General features: G+C 60.5%; 18 protein-coding genes and 1 pseudogene. 10 read left to right on the forward strand and 9 right to left on the reverse strand.

Features of this window, described 5'->3' with window-relative positions:
• Positions 1–2: 2 nt before the first annotated feature.
• Complete coding sequence (locus AC0Z5Z_RS24390) at positions 3–428, reverse strand: HIT family protein (protein WP_150741942.1); 426 nt, start codon at positions 426–428, stop codon at positions 3–5.
• Between the two features lie 892 nt (positions 429–1,320).
• Between AC0Z5Z_RS24390 and AC0Z5Z_RS24395 the strand changes: the two genes are divergently transcribed.
• A complete protein-coding gene (locus AC0Z5Z_RS24395; RefSeq protein WP_071173364.1) occupies positions 1,321–2,592 on the forward strand; it encodes an OprD family porin in 1,272 nt (423 codons plus the stop codon).
• A gap of 225 nt (positions 2,593–2,817) precedes the next feature.
• On the opposite strand, the gene AC0Z5Z_RS24400 is transcribed toward AC0Z5Z_RS24395, so the two are convergent.
• A complete protein-coding gene (locus AC0Z5Z_RS24400) occupies positions 2,818–3,660 on the reverse strand; it encodes a mechanosensitive ion channel family protein (RefSeq protein ID WP_016773492.1) in 843 nt (280 codons plus the stop codon).
• A gap of 152 nt (positions 3,661–3,812) precedes the next feature.
• Complete coding sequence (locus AC0Z5Z_RS24405; protein WP_056787899.1) at positions 3,813–4,298, reverse strand: YajQ family cyclic di-GMP-binding protein; 486 nt, start codon at positions 4,296–4,298, stop codon at positions 3,813–3,815.
• 140 nt (positions 4,299–4,438) lie between these two features.
• Here AC0Z5Z_RS24405 and AC0Z5Z_RS24410 point away from each other — a divergent pair, with 140 nt between their 5' ends.
• The 3 genes from AC0Z5Z_RS24410 to AC0Z5Z_RS24420 are packed head-to-tail and all read left to right on the forward strand — an operon-like array spanning position 4,439 to position 8,026.
• A complete protein-coding gene (locus tag AC0Z5Z_RS24410; RefSeq protein WP_056787896.1) occupies positions 4,439–5,356 on the forward strand; it encodes a putative 2-dehydropantoate 2-reductase in 918 nt (305 codons plus the stop codon).
• 45 nt (positions 5,357–5,401) lie between these two features.
• Positions 5,402–7,438 carry a sensor histidine kinase gene (locus AC0Z5Z_RS24415; RefSeq protein ID WP_076563949.1) on the forward strand — a complete coding sequence of 679 codons (2,037 nt, stop codon included), beginning with the start codon at positions 5,402–5,404 and terminating at the stop codon, positions 7,436–7,438.
• A gap of 3 nt (positions 7,439–7,441) precedes the next feature.
• Positions 7,442–8,026 carry a cob(I)yrinic acid a,c-diamide adenosyltransferase gene (locus tag AC0Z5Z_RS24420; RefSeq protein ID WP_150637464.1) on the forward strand — a complete coding sequence of 195 codons (585 nt, stop codon included), beginning with the start codon at positions 7,442–7,444 and terminating at the stop codon, positions 8,024–8,026.
• A gap of 113 nt (positions 8,027–8,139) precedes the next feature.
• On the opposite strand, the gene AC0Z5Z_RS24425 is transcribed toward AC0Z5Z_RS24420, so the two are convergent.
• The 4 genes from AC0Z5Z_RS24425 to secA all read right to left on the reverse strand — a co-directional run bounded on the left by AC0Z5Z_RS24425 (position 8,140) and on the right by secA (position 13,978).
• A complete protein-coding gene (locus AC0Z5Z_RS24425; RefSeq protein WP_056787887.1) occupies positions 8,140–9,087 on the reverse strand; it encodes a Nudix family hydrolase in 948 nt (315 codons plus the stop codon).
• Complete coding sequence (locus AC0Z5Z_RS24430) at positions 9,084–9,716, reverse strand: glutathione S-transferase family protein (protein WP_024014096.1); 633 nt, start codon at positions 9,714–9,716, stop codon at positions 9,084–9,086. Before AC0Z5Z_RS24430 ends, AC0Z5Z_RS24425 begins: the two co-directional genes overlap by 4 nt.
• 180 nt (positions 9,717–9,896) lie before the next feature.
• Positions 9,897–11,114: a bifunctional glutamate N-acetyltransferase/amino-acid acetyltransferase ArgJ gene (gene argJ, locus AC0Z5Z_RS24435; protein WP_485611757.1), complete on the reverse strand. Its 1,218-nt coding sequence runs from the start codon at positions 11,112–11,114 to the stop codon at positions 9,897–9,899.
• A gap of 122 nt (positions 11,115–11,236) precedes the next feature.
• Positions 11,237–13,978: a preprotein translocase subunit SecA gene (gene secA, locus AC0Z5Z_RS24440; protein WP_038861039.1), complete on the reverse strand. Its 2,742-nt coding sequence runs from the start codon at positions 13,976–13,978 to the stop codon at positions 11,237–11,239.
• 309 nt (positions 13,979–14,287) lie between these two features.
• On the opposite strand from secA, the gene AC0Z5Z_RS24445 reads away from it, so the two are divergent.
• Positions 14,288–14,743, forward strand: a complete 456-nt coding sequence (locus AC0Z5Z_RS24445) for a DUF721 domain-containing protein (protein WP_095181464.1) — start codon at positions 14,288–14,290, stop codon at positions 14,741–14,743.
• 90 nt (positions 14,744–14,833) lie between these two features.
• Here AC0Z5Z_RS24445 and AC0Z5Z_RS24450 read toward each other — a convergent pair whose 3' ends face one another.
• Complete coding sequence (locus AC0Z5Z_RS24450; protein ID WP_095181632.1) at positions 14,834–16,321, reverse strand: helicase HerA-like domain-containing protein; 1,488 nt, start codon at positions 16,319–16,321, stop codon at positions 14,834–14,836.
• Positions 16,322–16,507: 186 nt separating this feature from the next.
• Between AC0Z5Z_RS24450 and AC0Z5Z_RS24455 the strand changes: the two are divergent.
• The 5 genes and pseudogenes from AC0Z5Z_RS24455 to gpgF form a co-directional block, all read left to right on the forward strand.
• Positions 16,508–17,539, forward strand: a pseudogene (locus AC0Z5Z_RS24455) (HAMP domain-containing protein); the annotation flags it as partial.
• 93 nt (positions 17,540–17,632) lie between these two features.
• Entirely contained in the window at positions 17,633–18,397 is a 765-nt protein-coding gene (locus tag AC0Z5Z_RS24460; protein ID WP_425375757.1) for a methyl-accepting chemotaxis protein, read from the forward strand.
• 195 nt (positions 18,398–18,592) lie between these two features.
• Positions 18,593–19,705 (forward strand): N-acetylglucosaminyl phosphatidylglycerol synthase, encoded by a 1,113-nt coding sequence (gene gpgS / locus AC0Z5Z_RS24465; protein ID WP_485611758.1) that lies wholly within the window; start codon positions 18,593–18,595, stop codon positions 19,703–19,705.
• A complete protein-coding gene (gene gpgD / locus AC0Z5Z_RS24470; protein WP_252878781.1) occupies positions 19,698–20,468 on the forward strand; it encodes an N-acetylglucosaminyl phosphatidylglycerol deacetylase in 771 nt (256 codons plus the stop codon). Before gpgS ends, gpgD begins: the two co-directional genes overlap by 8 nt.
• Entirely contained in the window at positions 20,465–21,463 is a 999-nt protein-coding gene (gpgF, locus tag AC0Z5Z_RS24475) for a glucosaminyl phosphatidylglycerol flippase (RefSeq protein WP_137214015.1), read from the forward strand. The genes gpgD and gpgF overlap by 4 nt, the downstream gene beginning before the upstream one ends.
• Here the strand turns inward: gpgF and AC0Z5Z_RS24480 are convergent.
• Complete coding sequence (locus AC0Z5Z_RS24480; RefSeq protein WP_177434899.1) at positions 21,447–21,623, reverse strand: hypothetical protein; 177 nt, start codon at positions 21,621–21,623, stop codon at positions 21,447–21,449. The genes gpgF and AC0Z5Z_RS24480 overlap by 17 nt on opposite strands.
• Positions 21,624–21,642: the final 19 nt, after the last annotated feature.

The raw sequence follows: 21,642 nt of genomic DNA on the forward strand, positions 1-21,642 counted from the left end.
ACTCAGCCCTCCAAAAAAGTGAATTCATCGGTCAGCACCAGACGCAAGCGTTCGCGAATGGTCGCTACCTGTTCTGCGCTGTAAGGCCTGGCCGGATGCTTGCCCCAGACCGGCGCCGGCCATGCCGCATCGTCACGCTTACGCACGATCACATGCATATGTAACTGGCTGACAACGTTACCCAGGGTTGCCACGTTCAGCTTGTCCGCGTCGAACGAATCCTTGAGCAACTCGGCGAGGGTGGTGGTTTCCTGCCACAGTTGCTGCTGATCGGCGACATCCAACTGAAACAACTCGCTGATATCCTCGCGGCGAGGCACCAGGATGAACCACGGGTAATTGCTGTCGTTGGACAGCAACAGCCGGCACAACGGAAAGTCGCCGATGACCAAGGTGTCCTGTTGAAGTCGTGAATCCAAAGCAAACACTGTGAGCACTCCCGCTGATCCTCTAACTCAGCTTAGCGGCGGCCCATTCGAAGCAGCGCGCCAAGCGACAGAACGGCAGCATACCTGCGAATGCAGCGAGCTTCACGCCGCTGCCAGCAGTAAATCGTCAGGCGCTCCGACATGAAACATTTATCCCGGCCGCGCACCAACACAGGCCTCGACATGAGCCTTGACGTGAAGAGCTGCACGAAAATCCTTGATCTACCGTACCTCAGGTCAGTCGCCGCCAGATTGCCCAAGGCTGGATTCATGATTTTTTTGCACCAAAACTGCACAACACGACTACGCTCACTGGGTCGGGCATCCGCTAAATACTCAGTAAGGGGTGAACCGGTAACGTTTTTTGCTGTCCTGCGCACCCTGGGTACGCTGCAACACCATTGGGAGAACCTCGTCAAGCCCGCAGCAAAAAAGGCTCCGGAGCCCCGTTTTCACACGGTTTTCACATCTGCGAGCGGCCCATAGAAAAATAACCGCAGCGTTTTCGCGGTTTGTGCACGCTTGTTGCATTAGTAACCGTATGGACTATAAGCGCACCACTGGAAGTGGTCGCTTGAAGCCAATAAAAACAGTGGCAGGGTTGCCCGATGGAGATTCAAGTGTTTTGCCAGGGACTCTTTTTTAGCGATGCAAAAAAGGCCCGGAAACAGCGATAAAGTTGTCAGTCCGGCTGCATCGGTACTGTGAATTTGCGACATCCAGCGCTCCTTTTGCGACAACGCCGTAAAGAAGCTGAAAGGTTGATTTCGCAAGTATCGCCAACAATGTCGGCGTGATATAAGTTTGCGCCGACACAAAAAGAAAGAGCCGCCCAGATAATAAAACAGGTGGGACGGCAGTACTCTTCTAAAAACCAAAGGAGCAAATCACGATGCGCGTGATGAAGTGGAGCATGATCGCCCTGGCTGTTGCAGCAGGCACCTCGCAGTTCGCAATGGCGTCTTCTCAAGATGAATCGAAAGGTTTTGTTGAAGACAGCAGCTTCAGCGTCAAGACTCGCATGCTGTATATGAACCGTGATTTCAAGAACGAAAACCTGAAAAGCAGCCCGTCGGGTGAGCGCCAGGGCTATCGGGAAGAAACCGGTATTGGCATGCATGCCATTTACGAGTCCGGCTTCACCCAAGGCACCATCGGTGTAGGTGTAGATGCTTTCGGTCTTGGCTCCATCAAGCTGGACACTGGACGCGGCCGCACTGGCAACGGTCTGTTCGCTCCCGATAGCGACGGCAGAGCTGAAGACACTCAGTCGAAAAGCGGTGGAGCAGTCAAGTTCCGTCTTTCCGACACTGTCCTGAAATACGGTAACCAGTTTGTCGCCAGCCCGGTTTTTTCCACCGACGACAGCCGCTTGCTGCCTGAGACCGCTACCGGCACCATGCTCGTATCCAAAGAGATCCCGGGCCTGGAACTGAGCGCAGGTCGCTTTACCGCGCTGAGCGCGCAAAGCCAGATGGGTCGTGACTCCATCGTTGAAGGTGGCCTGAAATCCGCTGACATCGCCGGTGCTACCTATCAGTTCACCGACAGTTTTGTCGCCGGTGTTGCAGCATCCGACGTGGAAGACCACTTCAAGAAGCAATACGTCAATCTGAACTACACCCTGCCGATCAACGACGAACAGTCGCTGAACTTCGATTTCAACGGGTACAAGAGCAAGAGCCAGGGTCAAGACCTGTCCGGCGACATCGACAACCGCATCTGGTCCCTTAGCGCTGCTTACAGCATCGGCGCGCACAAATTCACCCTCGCCCACCAGCGCTCCAGCGGTGACACCGGTTACGTGTACGGCGTGGACGGCGGCGGCACGATCTTCCTCGCCAACTCCGTGCAGTACTCTGACTTCAACGGTGCAGACGAGCGTTCGTGGCAGGGCCGTTATGACCTGAACATGGCTACCTTCGGCGTACCTGGTCTGAGCTTCATGACCCGTTACATCAAAGGTGACAACATCAGCACCGGCGCTGAAGAGGGCAAAGAGCACGAACTGGACTTCGAATCCAAATACGTTATGCAAAACGGTCCAGCGAAAGACTTGTCTTTCCGCCTGCGTAGCGCCTGGTATCGCTCCAACACTTCTTACAACGGTGGTGATAACAACGACCTGCGTTTGATCGTTGAGTATCCACTGAGCATCCTGTAATAAGGTTGCGAAGCTGACGTACTGTAGAGCTCTGCTCTAACAAAACCGCCCTCCTGAATCAGGAGGGCGGTTTTTTTATGGATGAATAACTGATCAAACAGAAAAAACATTAGCCAGCTACTTATTAGCAAGGATAGTTTTATCGCGCCGATAAAAAACCCGAGAGTGCACACACTGCTCGGGTTTTATATTAGTTGCTGACTGCCAAGCCAACTTCAAAGACGCTTACTGCGTGGCAGATTCCTGCACTACGCGTATAACCCGCTGCGGAAATGGAATATCAATCCCGGCAGCCTTCAAACGATCACGCGCCTGTTCATTGAACATGAACATCACGTCCCAATAGTCCGCAGTTTTAACCCATACGCGCAGGGATACAGTGATCGAACTGTCGCCCAATGTCGAAATCACTGCCTGTGGCTCCGGGTCCTGCATGACGCGGGGATCCTTGGCCAGATCCAGCAATACCTGACGGGCCTTCTGCAGATCCGCTTCGTAATCCACGCCGACATCAAACACGACTTTGCGGGTTGGCTGACGGTTGGTGTTGGTGATGATGCCGTTCGACAGGTTGCCGTTGGGCAGGATGATGGTCTTGTTGTCGCCGGTACGCAGCACGGTGTGGAAAATCTGGATGCTGTCGACGGTACCCGCCACGCCCTGGGCTTCGATCCAGTCACCGATGCGGAACGGGCGGAACAGCAGAATCAGTACGCCGCCAGCGAAGTTCGCCAGGCTGCCCTGCAAGGCCAGACCGATCGCCAGACCCGCAGCACCGATAGCCGCGACGAACGAGGTGGTTTCGACGCCGATCATCGACGCGACGCTGACAATCAGCAGCACCTTGAGAATGATATTGGCCAAGCTGCTGATAAAGCCTTGCAGCGCGAGGTCGGCATTGCGCAGAGCCAGCAGACCGCCGAGTTTTTGCGTGACCTTGTTGATCAGCCACCAGCCGATCGCCAGGGTAATCACTGCCAGCAGTACGCGGCTGCCGTATTCCATGATCATCGGGATCCACGCCTGGGACGCCTTGACCAGGTGGTCCACTTCCGCATTCAAATCCATGTTCTATCTCCTGATTTCCGGCTTCCCGGGGTGTATTCAAAACAACTGTGGGAGCGAGCCTGCTCGCGAATGCGGCGTGTCAGTCAACTTTTCGCTGAATGAAACACCGCATTCGCGAGCAGGCTCGCTCCCACATAGCCTTCAGACCAAGCTTAGTCGCGGAAGTTGTTGAACTGCAGCGGCATGCCGAATTCCCTGGCACGCAGGGCCGCGATGGCTTCCTGCAAATCGTCGCGCTTCTTGCCGGTGACACGCACCTGCTCGCCCTGAATGGCGGCCTGGACCTTGAGCTTGGCTTCCTTGATGTGGCCGACGATTTTCTTTGCCAGCTCCTTGTCGATGCCTTCCTTGAGGATGGCGTCCTGCTTCATCAGTTTGCCCGAAGCGTAAGCATCCTTGACCTCAAGGCACTGCACGTCGATCTTGCGCTTGGTCAGCGCCAGCTTGAGGATTTCGATCATCGCTTCGAGCTGGAAAGCAGCTTCGGCGGTGAGGCTGACGGTCAGGTCTTTTTCCTTGAACTCGAAGCTGCCCTTGCCTTTCAGGTCATAACGACGATCGAGTTCCTTCACGGCGTTCTCGACCGCGTTGGTGAGTTCGTGTTTGTCCAGTTCGGATACCACGTCGAACGACGGCATGTAATCTCTCCAATAAAAAGGCGCGCTCGATGTGGATGGAGCGCGCTTGGCTTGCGGTTAAAATCGGGCTCATTATAACGGGTCTTTTCCTACCGATACGGCGAGCCGCACATGCCTGCAAGCAATCGAGCAAAAAACTGATGTCGACCACCTGGCATGTACTTGGCGCCGGCAGCCTCGGCACACTCTGGGCGACACGTCTGGCTCGCGCCGGCTTGCCTGTGCAACTGATCCTGCGCGATGCCGCGCGTTTGCACAGCTACGAGGCAGTGGGCGGCTTGACCCTGGTAGAAAACGGACAAGCTCACACCTATGCAGTTCCCGGCGAAACCCCGGACAGCCCCGAGCCAATTCGCCGTTTACTGGTCGCGTGCAAGGCCTATGACGCCGAAGAGGCCGTCGCCCGCCTCGCTTCACGCCTCGCTCCGGACGCCGAACTGATCCTCCTGCAAAACGGCCTTGGCAGTCAGGACGCCGTGGCCGCGCGGGTACCGCAAGCGCGCTGCATCAGCGCGTCCAGCACCGAGGGCGCGTTCCGCGATGGCGATTGGCGCGTGGTGTTTGCCGGTCACGGTTTCAACTGGCTGGGCGATGCGGCAAATCCGCTGGCGCCGGTCTGGCTGGACGATCTGCAAGCGGCGAACATTCCCCATGAATGGAGCGCTGACATCCTCACCCGACTGTGGCGCAAACTGGCGCTGAACTGCGCGATCAACCCGCTGACCGTGCTCCACGATTGCCGCAACGGCGGGCTGAGCGAGCATCACTGCGAAGTTGCCACACTCTGTGCCGAATTGACCGAACTGCTCGAACGCTGCGGCCAACCCGCTGCGGCGGACAATCTGCAAGCGGAAGTCGAACGAGTGATCCACGCCACCGCCGCCAATTACTCTTCGATGTATCAGGACGTCGCCAACCAGCGCCGCACCGAGATCAGCTATCTGTTGGGCCACGCCTGCAAAGTTGCCGAGCGCCATCAGTTGAACCTGCCGCATCTGCAGCAGTTGCAGCAACGCCTGATCGCTCATCTGCACAAGCGTGGATTGCCCAGCGACTGAGCAGCCGCTAGGCTGACGACTTGTTCCCCTGCTGCGATAAACCTGATGCCATTGCGCCAGCGCCTTGAAAACCTGCCGGTCGGCCAGAAACTGCTGGCCGCCCTGCTGGTGTTGTTGACCACGGTTCTGCTGGTCGCCAACCTGACCTTTATCAGCGCCGCCTACTACATTTCTCAGGAAAGCATGGCGCCACAAGCCCTGCAGACCATCGGCCGGCTGATCGCCAATCCGAGTCTGGTCAGCGATGCGCTGGAGTCGCCGCGCAGCGCCGAGCGCCTGCTCAAGGAACTCGACAGTTATTCACCGCTGCGCGCCGCCGCCCTGTATGACGGCAAGGGTGAACGCCTGGCGCAAGTGCAGCGCGGCGAAAAACTCAGCCTCCCCGAGCGCTACCGCCATGTCGAAGCCTGGCAACTCACCGAGTTTCGCAGCAATCAACTGATCACCCTGCCCCGCCCCGGCGCCGCACCGGGGCATCTGTTGCTGGTGGCCAGCAGCGAACTGCCGATGGCGTTCTACACCGGCACTCTGACCGCCAGCCTCGGCATCCTGATCTTCAGCGTACTGCTGTGGCTGGTGATTGCCCGGCAGATCAAGCGCCTGATCACCCGGCCGATTCATCAGCTGGAGGAATTGTCCCGGCAGGTCACTCGCGAAGAGAACTACGCCTTGCGCGCCGCGCGCGGCAACCACGACGAAATCGGCAGTCTGGCCGAGGCGTTCAACACCATGCTCTCGCGCATCGAAGCCCGCGAGCAGCAGCTCAAGCGTGCCCGCGACGACTCGCAGGCCGCATACGATCAGGCGCAAGGCCTGGCCGAGGAAACTCGCCACACCAACCGCAAGCTGGAGCTGGAAGTCCAGGTGCGCAGCAAGATCGAAAAGAAACTCACCGGCTTCCAGAATTACCTCAACAGCATCATCGACTCGATGCCCTCGGCGCTGATCGCCCTCGACGAGCAGCTCTACGTCACCCAGTGGAACCAGGAAGCCAGCGCGCTCTCCGGCACGCGCCTGGACGAGGCGCTGAACCAGCCGATCTTTCTCGCCTTCGAACCGCTCAAGCCGTTTTTACCGCAGCTCAAGGCCACTGTCGAACAACACACCGTGGCTAAAGTCGATCGGGTGACTTGGTTCAAGGACGATGAACCCAAGCATTACGCGCTGACGTTTTACCCACTGATGGGCGGTGCCGGGCGCGGCGTGGTGATCCGTATCGATGACATCACTCAGCGTCTGTCGCTGGAAGAAATGATGGTGCAGTCGGAGAAGATGCTCTCGGTCGGTGGCCTCGCGGCCGGCATGGCCCACGAAATCAACAACCCGCTCGGCGCGATCCTGCACAACGTGCAGAACATTCGCCGGCGTCTGTCGGCGGATCTGCCGAAGAACATCGAGACCGCCGAGCAACTGGGCATCGAACTGGACACGGTAAACCGCTACTTGCAAGGCCGCGAAGTCCCGCAACTGCTCGATGGCATTCAACAGGCCGGCGCCCGCGCGGCGAAAATCGTCACGCACATGCTCAGCTTCAGCCGCCGCAGCACCCGGCAAATGGCGCCGTGCGATCTACCGGCGCTGATCGATCAGGCCGTTGAGATCGCCGGCAACGATTTCGATCTGGCCATCGGCTTCGACTTCAAGGGCCAGGCGATCATCCGCCAGTTCGACCCGGCACTGGGTCCGGTGCCGGGCACCGCCAACGAACTGGAACAGGTGCTGCTCAATCTGCTGAAAAACGCCGCGCAGGCGATTCATCAGCGCGAAGACGACAGCGAGCCGGGCCGGATCATTTTGCGTACCAGACTCAATCCGCCGTGGGCCGAGATTCAGGTCGAGGACAACGGCATCGGCATGAGCGAGAACGTGCGCAAGCGCACTTTCGAGCCGTTCTTTACCACCAAGGAAATCGGCCAGGGCACGGGGCTTGGTCTGTCGGTGTCGTACTTCATCATCACCAACAATCACAAAGGCCAGATGGAAGTGCAGTCGGCGCCCGGCCAGGGCACTTGCTTCACTCTGCGTCTGCCGCTGGTGCAGCCTGCGCCGTTGACCACCGAAACCAATTCACTACCGAGGTAACCCATGGGCTTTCGCTTGTCGAAGATCTACACCCGCACCGGCGACAAAGGCGAAACCGGCCTCGGTGACGGCCGTCGCGTCCCCAAGGATCACCCGCGCATCGAGGCGATCGGCGAGGTCGATACGCTGAACAGTCAGGTCGGCGTGTTGCTCGCCGGTTTGCTCGCCGAGCGCGAAGTGCATCCGGCGCTGAATGAAATCATCGAAGTGTTGGCGCCTTGTCAGCATCGCCTGTTCGACCTCGGTGGCGAACTGGCGATGCCTGAATATCAGGCGTTGAATGAGGCCGAAATCGAGCGGCTGGAAGCGGCCATCGATGTGTGGAATGAAGAGCTGGGGCCGCTGGAAAACTTCATCTTGCCGGGTGGTTCGATGTTGATTGCGCAGGCACATGTCTGCCGCAGTCTGGCGCGCAGTGCCGAGCGGCGGTGTCAGCATTTGAATGCGCTGGAGCCGTTGGCCGGGGTTGGCCTGGCGTATATCAATCGGTTGTCGGATTTGCTGTTTGTTGTGGCGCGGTTGATTGCGCGGCGGCAAGGGGTGGCGGAGATTTTGTGGCAGCCGGCTGCGAAACCTGGAGGAAAGTAGCGCCTGTCAGGGCGCCTTCGCGAGCAGGCTCGCTCCCACATTTGACTGCATTCTGACTGGAGAAATGCAATCCACTGTGGGAGCGAGCCTGCTCGCGAAGAGGTCGGTAGCCCTTACACTGGATCAGGCCAGAACGCCCGAATCCCCGCCACACCCTGAGCCCCAGTACCCCAAGCCTTCTCGCGCTCCGCCGGCCCTACTCCACCCAGCAGAAACACCGGTTTACTGAAACCGTCAATCAACGCCTGTGCCTGCTCCCACCCCAATGGCTGCGCATCCGGGTGCGTCAGCGTCGGCTGCACCGGCGACAGAGTGACGAAATCAACGCCCATCTGCTCGGCCAGCGCCAGCTCTTCAGCGTCATGGCACGACGCCGCGAGCCAGCGCTCAGCTGGCAACGGACGTCCTGCCGCTGCGTATTTACGCAGTTGGGCAGCGGTGATGTGCCATCCGGCAGACGGGAAATCGCCGAGCCATTCGAACGGCCCTTTGATCATCAACTGCGCCTTGCCGGCGCACAGGCCCACCGCATCCACCGCCAGATCCCGGTATTTCGGGTCGTAGCCGTTGGGTGCGCGCAGCTGGATCAATTTGATTCCGCCGGCAATCGCTTTCTGGATGCCGCGCAACAAGGCCGGGCCTTCCAGATCTTCGGGAGTGATCAAGTATTCGGCAGGCAAGCGCGCCGCCGCGACGATCGGCTGATTGGCCGCCGGGAACTCGTAGTTGATCAATTCCCTGGCAGTGACCCAGGCCAGTGGCTGGCCTTCAGCGCCGTGGGGTTCGCCACTGAACGCCGAGACTTCCCAGACATCCAGCAAGACCTGTTTGTCCGGGTAATCGTGGCGAACCTTGATCAGCGGCCGGGCAGCATCAACGACGATGCCCAGCTCTTCGTGCAGCTCGCGAGCCAGCGCCGATTCGACCGATTCGTCAGCCTCGACCTTGCCACCGGGAAATTCCCACAAGCCGCCTTGATGCTGGGTGTCGGCACGGCGGGCGATAAGGATTTTGCCGGCGCCGTCACGAATGACGGCAGCGGCGACGTGGACGCGTTTCACGGGTTCAATTCCTCCAGTCCAGCCTTTTGCCACGCTTTGAAGGCGGGCCATTGGTAGATGGTTTCAACATAAGCTTCGTCGACCGCCGGCAGCTTCACCTGATAGGTGCGCAAGCGCACGGCGATCGGTGCGAAAAAGGCATCGGCAAGGCTGACACGACCGAACAGGTACGGCCCCTCTTCCGTCGCCGCCGCGCGGCATTCGGCCCACAGCGCGAGCATGCGTTCGATATCGACCTTCACTTCTGGCGGCACCGGGTTCAGCGGTGCGTCCTGGCTCAGGTTGAACGGCATGTGGTTACGCATGGCGAAGAAGCCGCTGTGCATTTGTGCGCAGGCCGAGCGGGCCTGGGCGCGGGCGAAGGTATCGCTCGGCCAGAGTTGCTCGGACGGAAACTGCTCAGCGAGGTACTCAGCAATGGCCAGCGAATCGGCGATGGTGCCACGGGTGGTTTGCAGCAGCGGCACCTTGCCGGTCGGCGAGTGCTTGAGCAGGCGCTCGCGGGTGTCGGGTTTGCCGAGCTTGATCAGCTCTTCGCTGTAGGGTGCGCCGGTCAGGTCCAGCGCCAGTGCCGCACGCAGGGACCAGGAGGAAAGCAGTTTGTCGCCGATGATCAGGTGCAGGGACATGGTGTGGCGCCTTTTCGTCAGGGAAACAATCCAGAATGTCTGGCGTCTGGTCGTCCGTCATCGCGGGCAAGCCCGCTCCCACAGGTTTTGGTGGTGTACACGGCATTTGTGAACGACCGCAATCACTGTGGGAGCGGGCTTGCCCGCGAAGAGGCCGGCAGCCCACTCCCACACCTTGAATCAAGTACGGTATTCAGCGTTGATCTTCACGTACTCATGCGACAGGTCGGTGGTCCAGATGGTTTCGCTGCAATCACCGCGGCCCAGTTCGATGCGGATGGTGATTTCTTCCTGCTGCATCACGGCCGAGCCCTGGGCTTCAGTGTAGGTCGCGGCGCGGGCGCCACGGCTGGCGATGCACACGTCGCCGAGGAATACGTCGATCTTGCTCACGTCCAGGTCCGGCACGCCGGCACGGCCCACGGCAGCGAGGATACGGCCCCAGTTCGGGTCAGAGGCGAACAGCGCGGTCTTGATCAGCGGCGAGTGGGCCACGGTGTAACCGACGTCCAGGCATTCCTGATGGTTGCCGCCGCCATTCACTTCAACGGTAACGAATTTGGTTGCGCCTTCGCCGTCACGCACGATGGCCTGGGCGACGTCCATGCACACTTCGAACACCGCCTGTTTCAGCTTGGCGAACAGCTCGCCTTCAGCGCGAGTGATCTCGGGCAGCGCGGCCTTGCCGGTGGCGATCAGCATGCAGCAGTCGTTAGTCGAAGTGTCGCCGTCGATGGTGATGCGGTTGAACGACTTGTTGGCGCCGTCGAGCATCAGGTTGTGCAGCACCTCGCGGGAAACTTTGGCGTCGGTGGCAATGTAACCCAGCATGGTCGCCATGTTCGGGCGAATCATGCCGGCGCCCTTGCTGATGCCGGTGACGGTGATGGTCACGCCGTCATGCGCGAACTGGCGGCTGGCGCCCTTGGGCAGGGTGTCGGTGGTCATGATGCCGGTGGCCGCGGCTTCCCAGTTGTTCTCCGACAGATCATCCAGCGCGGCTTGCAGTGCGCCTTCGATCTTCTCGACCGGCAGCGGCTCGCCGATCACGCCAGTGGAATACGGCAGAATCTGGCTGGCGTCGACGCCGGTCAGCTCGGCCAACTTAGCGGTGGTGCGCTCGGCAGCCGCCAAGCCAGGCTCGCCGGTACCGGCGTTGGCATTGCCGGTGTTGGTCAGCAAGTAACGCACAGCATTGTGCACGCGCTTTTTCGACAGGATCACCGGCGCGGCGCAGAACGCGTTCAGGGTGAACACGCCAGCCACGGTCGAACCTTCAGCACAGCGCATCACTACCACATCCTTGCGCCCCGGGCGCTTGATGCCGGCCGAGGCGATACCGAGTTCAAAACCGGCAACCGGGTGCAACGTTGGCAAAGGACCAAGACCAACAGCCATGAATGCGCTCCTTACTCAATGATGTCAGCACCGCCACGGGAAAGGACGGTGGGATAAATGGCAAAACGCCGCGACGGCAGGAGCCGGTCGCGGCGCGGGGTGTTCAGCGATTGAAACGGGTTTTACTGGATCTGCCCGTGGCAATGCTTGTATTTCTTGCCCGAACCGCAGTAGCACAGTTCGTTGCGGCCCAGCTTCTGCTCGTTGCGCACCGGGGCAGCGGCGGTGGCCAGTGCCACATCGACCTCTTCACCCAGCGCTTCCGGCTGATCCAGGCCAGGCGCTTCGGCGTGTTCGAACTGCATGCGCGCCGCCAGTGCTTCGGCTTCCTGACGCAGGCGTTGCTCTTCGGCTTCCGGATCTTCGCGACGCACCTGAACATGCGAGAGCACGCGGATCGAGTCGCGCTTGATCGAATCCAGCAGCTCGGAGAACAGTGTGAACGACTCGCGCTTGTATTCCTGCTTCGGGTTCTTCTGCGCATAGCCACGCAAGTGAATGCCGTGACGCAGGTGATCCATGGTCGACAGGTGATCTTTCCACAGGTCGTCGAGTACGCGCAGGACAATCTGCTTCTCGAACGAGCGCAGCGCCTCGGCACCGGCCTGATCTTCCTTCTCGTTGTACGCCGCCATCAGCTCGGTCATGAGCTTCTCGCGCAGGGTTTCTTCGTACAGGTGATCGTCTTCGTCGAGCCATTGCTGGATCGGCAGTTTCACGCCGAAATCGCTTTCGATCGACGCTTCCAGACCGGCCACATCCCACTGCTCTGGCAGCGATTGCGGCGGAATGTGCGCACTGACGGTAGCGTTGAGCACGTCCTGACGGAAGTCGGCGATGGTCTCACCGATGTTGTCAGCGGCCAGCAACGTGTTACGCATGTGATAGATCACTTTACGCTGTTCGTTGTTGACGTCGTCGAACTCGAGCAGTTGCTTGCGGATGTCGAAGTTGCGGCCTTCAACCTTGCGCTGCGCCTTCTCGATCGCGTTGGTCACCATACGGTGCTCGATCGCTTCGCCCGGCTGCATGCCCAAGGCTTTCATGAAGTTCTTCACCCGGTCGGAGGCGAAGATGCGCATCAGGCTGTCTTCCAGCGACAGGTAGAAGCGGCTCGAACCGGCATCGCCCTGACGACCGGCACGGCCACGCAGCTGGTTGTCGATACGGCGCGATTCGTGACGCTCGGAAGCAATTACCTGCAAGCCGCCGGACTCCAGCACTTGCTGGTGACGCTTCTGCCAGTCGGCCTTGATCTGCGCGATCTGCTCAGGAGTCGGGTTCTCCAGCGAAGCGACTTCCACTTCCCAGTTGCCGCCCAACAGGATGTCGGTACCACGACCGGCCATGTTGGTGGCGATGGTCAGCGCACCCGGACGACCGGCCTGAGCGATGATCTCAGCTTCTTTTTCGTGGAACTTGGCGTTGAGAACCTTGTGTTCGATGCCTTCTTTGACGAGCAATTCGGACATGTGCTCGGACGTCTCGATGGTCGCGGTACCCACCAGCACCGGACGACCGGCGGCCATGCTTTCCTTGATGTCCGCGACGATCGCAGCGTATTTCTCTTCGGCGGTGAGGAACACCAGGTCGTTGTAGTCTTTACGCGCCAACGGTTTGTTCGGCGGAATGACCATGACTTCCAGACCATAGATCTGGTGGAATTCGAACGCTTCGGTGTCGGCGGTACCGGTCATGCCGGACAGCTTGGTGTACAGACGGAAGTAGTTCTGGAAAGTCGTCGAGGCCAGGGTCTGGCTCTCGGCCTGAATGTTCAGACCTTCCTTGGCTTCGATAGCCTGGTGCAGGCCTTCGGACAGACGACGACCCGGCATGGTACGACCGGTGTGTTCGTCGACCAGTACGACCTGACCGTCCTGGACGATGTATTCGATGTTGCGGTTGAACAGCTTGTGCGCACGCAGACCGGCGTAGACGTGGGTCAGCAGGCCAAGGTTGTGCGCCGAGTACAGGCTCTCGCCTTCGGCCAGCAGGCCGACGCGGGTGAGCATTTCTTCGATGAACTGGTGACCGGCTTCGTTGAGTTCGACCTGACGGGTCTTTTCGTCAACGGTGTAGTGGCCGGCCTTGGTGACCTGGCCTTCGACTTCCTCGACGTGCAGTTCCAGCTGCGGGATCAGCTTGTTGATCTCCATGTACAGCTTGGAGCTGTCCTCGGCCTGACCGGAAATGATCAGCGGGGTACGCGCTTCGTCGATGAGGATGGAGTCGACTTCGTCGATCACGGCAAAGTTGAGTTCGCGCTGGAATTTTTCATCCATGCTGAACGCCATGTTGTCGCGCAGGTAGTCGAAACCGAATTCGTTGTTGGTGCCGTAGGTGATGTCGGCGGCGTAGGCGGCACGCTTTTCTTCCGGCGGCTGGAACGGCGTCACGACGCCGACGGTCAGGCCGAGGAATTCATACAGCGGGCGCATCCAGTTGGCGTCACGGCGGGCCAGGTAGTCGTTCACGGTCACCACGTGCACGCCCTTGCCGGACAGTGCGTTGAGGTAAACACCCAGGGTGGCCACGAGGGTCTTGCCCTCACCGGTGCGCATTTCGGCAATCTTGCCTTCGTGCAGAGTCATGCCGCCGACGAGTTGCACGTCGAAGTGGCGCATGCCCATCACACGCTTGCCGGCCTCGCGGGCTACGGCAAAGGCTTCCGGCAACAGCTTGTCGAGGGTTTCCCCTTTGGCGATACGGGCCTTGAACTCGGCGGTCTTGGCGCGCAATTGATCGTCCGAAAGGGCCACCATTTGCTCTTCGAAGGCATTGACGAGCTGCACCGTCTTGAGCATGCGTTTGACTTCACGCTCGTTCTTGCTTCCAAAAAGTTTCTTTAACAAAGGCGCAAACATATCGGCAGGATCTTCCACACTAAAGGGATGGAGGGCGGCCCCGTGAGTCGCCCGTGCAGCCCTCATGGCCGCATGCGAACGAGCATTCTACCCGGAAACGGTGGTGAGGAAAGTGGCGATGTTCCACGATGCTGGCACTGCGCTTTGACGGGGCTCACTTAAAATAGGGGCGTTTTGCTCAACTTCAACCCGTCGGGGGAAAGAAGTCAGGCGTTGATTTAATGAGCAAATCAGGGACAAAAGCAATGGCCCAGAGGTTCCGCAGCTTTCTGCTACCATGGCGCCTCTGTGACTTTCAGGTGTTCGATCATGGCGTTTCGCCCTCTCACGGCCAGAGCACCCGCCGTTCTGTTACGTGAAGCCAAACCGCTCAAAGCCATCCTCGGCCATGCCCAGCGCCTGGAGCATTTGCAGCGCCTGCTCGAAAGCCAGCTGCAACCGGCCGCCCGCGAGCATTGCCGGGTGGCCAAATGGCGCGAAGGCGAGCTGTCGCTGGTGGTCACTGACGGTCACTGGGCGACGCGCCTGCGCTATCAACAGAAACGCCTGCAACGGCAACTGCAACTGTTCGAAGAGTTCGCCAACTTGACGCGGATCAAATTCAGCGTGCGCCCGCCGATCGTGCAGCATCGGGCAGTTGGGCACTCGATGGATCTGTCCAGCAGTGCGGCAGAGACGATTCAGTCGACGGCCGACGGGATCAGCGATCCGGGATTGCGCGCGGCGCTGGAGCGGCTGGCGGCGCATGCCAAGGGGAAAGCCTGAAGCAAAATCAAAAGATCGCAGCCTTCGGCAGCTCCTACAGAATGAATGCATTTCAACTGTAGGAGCTGCCGAAGGCTGCGATCTTTGCTTTTAGCGGCGCTTGCTGCCGCCGAGCAGCGACCCCATCAACCCGCGCACCAACTGCTTGCCGAGATTATTGGCCGCCTGGCGCATCGCCGATTTCAGCGCCTGCCCTGCCGCCGTGCCGAGGAATTCGCCAGCGCGGTCAGCCAGGCTCGGCTCTTCGGCCGCAGCTTTGCCCGCTGGTGTTTCAGCCTCGGGCGCCAGCCCTTTGCGTCCCATCAGGATTTCATAGGCCGACTCGCGATCGATCGGCTTGTCATAACGGCCCTTGAACGGCGAGCCGGCGATCAGCACGGTGCGCTCGGTTTCAGTCAGCGGGCCGATCCGCGATTGCGGCGGTGCCACCAGCACGCGCTGGACCATTTCCGGCGTGCCCTTCTCGGTCAGCGTTCCCACCAGCGCCTCGCCGATTCCCAGTTCAGTCAGTACCGACAGACTGTCGAACGCCGGATTCGGCCGAAAGCCATCCGCAACCGCACGCAGGGATTTCTGCTCTTTGGCGGTGAACGCACGCATGCCGTGTTGAATGCGCAAGCCCAACTGCGCCAGCACGTCATCCGGCAGGTCCGCTGGCGACTGGGTGACGAAATACACGCCAACGCCTTTGGAACGAATCAAGCGCACCACTTGCTCAAGCCGTTCCTGCAGAGCTTTGGGCGTGTCGCCGAACAGTAAGTGCGCCTCGTCGAAAAACAGCGCCAGCAGCGGTTTGTCGGCGTCGCCGCGCTCGGGCAGTTGCTCGAACAACTCGGCCAGCAGCCACAGCAGGAACGTTGCGTAAACCTTCGGCGCCTCGTGCACCAGACGGCTGGCGTCGAGCAGATGGATACGTCCACGGCCATCGGCGCCCGGTTGCAGAATGTCTTCGAGTTGCAGCGCCGGCTCGCCGAACAGGGCTTCGGCGCCCTGCTGTTCTAGCGTCGCCAACCGGCGCAACAGTGCCTGGCTGGAACCGGTGGTCATCAGCGCGGCGTCTTCGCCGAGCAACTGTGGATTGTCCTTGAGGTGATTGAGCAGCGCTTTCAGATCCTTGAGATCCAGCAGCAACAGCCCTTCGCGATCCGCCACCTTGAAGGCCGCGTACAGCGCCGACTGCTGACTGTCGGTCAGCTCGAGCAGGCTGCCGATCAGTAGCGGACCCATTTCGCTCAGCGTGGTGCGCAACGGATGTCCGGATTCACCGTGGATGTCCCACAGCGTGACGGGATAAGCCTGGGGCGTGTGACCGAGCCAGGGCATGCCGGCGATGCGCTCGGCCACTTTGCCCTGCGGGTTGCCGGCAGCACCGAGGCCGCACAGGTCGCCCTTGATGTCGGCAGCGAACACTGCCACACCGGCGTCGCTGAACGCTTCGGCCAGGCGCTGCAACGTCACGGTTTTACCGGTGCCGGTGGCGCCGGCGATCAGGCCGTGGCGGTTGGCCAGGCGCATGGCCTGAGCGATGGGTTGCGCGGCCGGATCAGCGCCGATAACGAGTTGCGAGGAGTCAGGCATTTTCTCACCCAATGGTTAATCTTTGATGACACATGGCCGATACATAAATTGGACAGACCCGCCAGAAAACCGGGTCGGACATTTCCCTAAGGAGAGCCGGAAATATCAATTTTTCAACCTTGCCCATAGTGCGCGTCTCTATCAAAGCACGCCCAGGACATTAAGACCTTAGCGGAACCCCAAGCCATGAACAAAAACCTGCGCTTCAGCCATAAGATTTTGCTTGCCGCCGCTCTCATCGTCATTGCCGCTTTTGCCTCGTTCACGTTGTACAACGACTGGCTGCAGCGCAATGCGATCCGCGATGATCTGAACAACTACCTCAATGAAATGGGCGAGGTCACCGCCGGCAACATCCAGACCTGGCTCAGCGGGCGCATTCTGCTGATCGAGAACGCCGCGCAGAACATCGCCATCAACCCGGAACCTGCCACGGTCGCCAGCCTGCTGGAACAGAAAAGCCTGACCTCGACGTTCATGGCCACCTACCTGGGCGATGCCACCGGGCATTTCACCATCCGCCCGGACGTGAAGATGCCGGACGGTTTCGATCCGCGCGTACGCCCTTGGTATAAAGGTGCCGAAAGCAGCAGCACCTCGACCCTGACCGAACCCTACATCGATGCGGCCACCGGCCAGTTGATCATTTCCATCGCCACCGCGTCGAAAAAGGCCGGGCAGAGCGTCGGCGTGGTCGGCGGCGACCTCAGCCTGCAATCGCTGATCGACACCCTCGCCGCGCGGGATTTCGACGGCATGGGCTATGCGTTTCTGATCAGCGCCGACGGCAAGATCCTCGTCCACCCGGACAAGGCCCTGGTAATGAAGTCGCTCAAAGAAGCCTACCCGCAGGACACGCCGCGCATCAGCAGCGATTTCAGCGAAGTGACAGTTGATGGCAAAACCCGCATCGTCACCTTCGCTCCGATCAAAGGCCTGCCGTCGGTGAACTGGTACATCGGTCTGTCGATCGATAAAGACCAGGCCTACGCGATGCTCAGCGAATTCCGCACCTCAGCGGTAATCGCAACCATCATTGCCGTGGTAATCATCATTGCCCTGCTCGGCATGCTCATCCGCCTGCTGATCCAGCCGCTGCACGTGATGACCCGCGCCATGGAAGACATCGCCGACGGCGAAGGCGACCTGACCAAACGCCTGAACATCGTCAATAACGATGAATTCGGCATCCTCGGCACCGCATTCAACCGCTTCGTCGAGCGTATTCACGGTTCGATCCGCGAAGTGTCCTCGGCCACCGGCCAGGTCAACGAGGTCGCCCTGCGCGTGGTCGCTGCGTCGAACTCGTCGATGTACAACTCCGACCAGCAAGCTTCGCGCACCAGCAGCGTTGCTGCCGCGATCAATCAGCTCGGCGCCGCCGCCCAGGAAATCGCCCGCAACGCCGCGCAAGCGTCGAATCAGGCCAGCGACGCCCGGGGTCTGGCCGAGGATGGCCAGCAAGTGGTCGAGCGCAGCATCAAAGCGATGAACCAGCTGTCGAGCATGCTCAGTGCGTCGAGCACCAACATCGAGTCGCTGAACAGCAAGACCGTCAACATCGGCCAGATTCTCGAAGTGATCACCAGCATTTCCCAGCAGACCAACCTGTTGGCGCTGAACGCGGCGATCGAAGCGGCGCGCGCCGGTGAGGCCGGTCGTGGTTTTGCCGTGGTGGCCGACGAAGTGCGCAACCTCGCGCACCGCACTCAGGAATCGGCCCAACAGGTGCAGACCATGATCGAGGAGCTGCAAGTCGGCGCCCGGGAATCGGTGAGCACCATGAGCGACAGCCAGCGCCACAGCCAGGACAGCGTCGAGATCGCCAACCTCGCCGGCGAACGCCTGAACAGCGTGACCCTGCGCATTGGCGAGATCGACGGGATGAACCAGTCGGTGGCGACCGCGACCGAAGAACAAACCGCTGTGGTCGAGTCGATCAATGTCGATATCACCGAGATCAACACGCTGAACCAGGAAGGCGTGGAGAACCTGCAAGCGACGTTGCGCGCTTGTTCGGATCTGGAGCAGCAGGCTTCGCGTCTCAAACAGTTGGTTGGCAGCTTCAGGATTTAAGCTGCGGCGACTGGCCACTTCGCGAGCAGGCTCGCTCCCACAGGGAAAATGCATTCCATTGTGGGAGCGAGCCTGCTCGCGAATATCTACCTTTCAACGAAACCCGACTGACACCCCACCGCGCAATCCCGACCGAACATCTATTCTGGATAAAGGTCAATCAAGGGAGAACAACACAGCGGAGGGTTGCTCACCGTGCATATCGCCGACATCACCATGTTCTACGCCCCGGCCAGCGGTGGCGTGCGGACTTATCTGGATGCCAAACACCGTCGCCTTGGCGAGCGCAACGCCATTCGCCACAGCCTGCTGATCCCCGGCGCGAGACTGGGTGAACATGACGGCATTTATACGGTTCCAGCGCCCGCCCTGCCCTTTGGCAAAGGCTATCGCTTCCCGCTGCGGCTGGCGCCATGGCGAAACGTCCTGCAGGATCTGCAGCCGGATCTGATCGAAGTCGGCGATCCCTACCTCACCGCATGGGCGGCGCTGGATGCGCGGCGGCAGCTGGACGTTCCGGTGATCGGCTTTTATCACTCGGATCTGCCGCTGCTGGCGGGCAATCGCATGGGCCATTGGGTCACACCGAATGTCGAGGCTTATGTCACGCGTCTCTACGGCAATTTCGACCGCGTTCTCGCACCGAGCCAGGTCATGGCCGACAAGCTCATCGGGCTTGGTGTACGCAATGTCCATGTGCAACCGCTGGGCGTGGATCTGCACACATTCCATCCCGACGCCCGCGACCCCGGGCTGCGGGCCGAGCTGGGCATTGCCGAAGACACGCGCCTGCTGATCTTTGCCGGGCGCGGTTCCAAGGAGAAAAACCTGCCGGTGCTGCTCAAGTGCATGCAACGCCTCGGTCCGCGCTATCACTTGTTGTTGGTCGGCTCGTCGATGCCTGCGGCGGTGCCGGACAACGTCAGCGTCATCGACGAATTCTGCCTGGCGCCGAAAGTCGCGCGGCTGATGGCCAGCGCCGATGCGCTGCTGCATGCCGGCGACCAGGAAACCTTCGGCCTGGTCATCCTTGAGGCCATGGCCTGCGGCATTCCCGTGGTGGCGGTGGCGGCCGGGGCGTTTGAAGAGATCGTCAACGATTCCTGCGGCCTGCTCTGTGCGCCGAACAATCCGCAGGCCATGGCCAATGCCGTGCGCGAGCTGTTCAGTCGCGGCTGCGCCCGCCTCGGTCAACAGGCGCGCCAGCACGTCGAACGGCATTATGCCTGGGACACCGTGGTCGACAGCCTGCTCAGCCACTATCACGCCGTGCTCGGCCATACGCTGCCACGGGTGGCCAATGGTTGAAGAAATGAAAGCTGTTTGCCTGGTGTTGCATGATGTGGCGCCCTCGACGTGGGCGGATTACCAGCCCTTCGTCGAGGCTGTCGATGCCTTGGGTGATGTGCCGATGACGTGGCTGGTGGTGCCGGATTTCCATCGCCACGATGCGCTTGACGCCAACCCGGCGTTTCGCCGAGTGCTCGATGCCAGGGTCGCCCGAGGCGATGAACTGGCGCTGCACGGCTACTACCACGACGATCAGGAACCCATGCCAAACACCCCGCGCGACTGGTTCATGCGCCGGGTCTACACCCATGAAGGCGAGTTTTACCGCCTGTCCCGCGAAGCTGCCCTTGCCCGCCTGCACGCAGGTCTGGACATGTTTCAGCGCTACGACTGGCCGGTGCAGGGTTTCGTCGCCCCGGCCTGGCTGATGAGCGACGGCGCCCGTCAGGCCTTGCGCGAATTGCCGCTCAGCTACACCAGCGATCCGCAGCACCTTTATCGCTTGCCCGACTTCAGCGCCATCGATGCACCGGGGCTGGTGTGGAGTGCGCGCAGTGCCTGGCGTCGTGGCTTGTCGAAAATCGTCAGCGACCAGCGTGAACAGCGCTGGCGCGAGGCATCGGTGATTCGTCTGGGCCTGCATCCGGTGGACATGCGTCACCGCTTTTCTCGCGATTACTGGTTGCACACGCTGCAACGCCTGCTGGCGGAGGGACGCGTGCCGCTGACCAAGATCGACTGGCTGGCCCGACAGCGCGGTCAGCTGGAACGCGCAGCATGAAGCGCAGCCTGTTGTTGCTGATCGGCCTGCTGGCGGCGGTACTGATTCCGGTACTGCTCGGCGGCGGCGAGACCTGGTCGCGCCTGCGCAGTTTTCCGCTGAACTGGCTGTTGATCATGTTCGGCATGATTCTGCTCTGCTGGGGGATCAATACGCTGCGCTTGCGTTTGTTGCTCGGCGACCAGCGAGAAAAAGTCGCGCCCTTGAAAAGCCTCGGCGTGGTGATGGCGGCCGAGTTCGCGTACTGCGCCACGCCCGGCGGTAGTGGCGGACCGCTGACGATCATGGCATTGCTCGCCCGGTGCGGCGTGCGTCCGGCGCGGGGCAGCGCGGTGTTTGCCATGGATCAGCTCAGCGATCTGCTGTTCTTTCTCTGCGCACTCAGCGGGATTCTGATCTATGCGCTGTTCCAGCACCTGAGCGATCGCCTCGAGTGGCTGCTGACCGTCAGCGCCGTTTCGTTGTTTGGGGGGTTGTTCAGTTGCGTGTTGATCGCGCGTTATCACCGAGCGTTGATTCGCCTGAGCGGGCGGCTGTTGGCAGGAATGAACGTGACGGCACGCACTCGTCGACGCTGGGCGCGCAAGTTGCTGCACTTTCTCGCAGCGTTTACCGATACCTTGAAGTTGCCCTGGCAGACGCTGGTTCAGGTGTTCGCCCTGACCTGCGTGCACTGGCTGCTGCGCTACAGCGTGCTGTATCTGGCCCTGCGCGGGCTCGGCGCGGATTTGCAGTGGGCGTGGAGCTTTCTGGTGCAGATGCTCTCGCTGGGCGCCGGCCAGTTCAGTCTGTTACCCGGCGGTGCCGGTGCGGCAGAGCTGACCTCGGCTGCGCTGCTCGCGCCGATGGTGGGCAAATCCACCGCAGCGGCGGCGATCCTGATCTGGCGCGTGGTGACGTATTACTTCTATCTGCTGGTTGGCGGCCCGGTGTTCGTGCTGATGCTGGGCAAGCCGTTGCTGAAGAAGTTGATGAACGTCAGGCAGGCTTCTTAGGTTCGTCCTGCTCTTGCTGGAGCTGCTCCCAAAGCTCGGCGGCACCGGGGAATCCGGTGCCGTCGTCCGGGCTCATGTCATCCGGGTCGTAACGACTCAGGCAACCCTCGCCGAGAGTGGCGGGCGCTTTGGAAGTGGCTTTGTCCAGCGGATCGCTCATGACTTTTCCTCGGGTTCAA

The sequence above is a fragment of the Pseudomonas sp. 1L-E-NC-VB-C3 genome, from assembly GCF_057291535.1.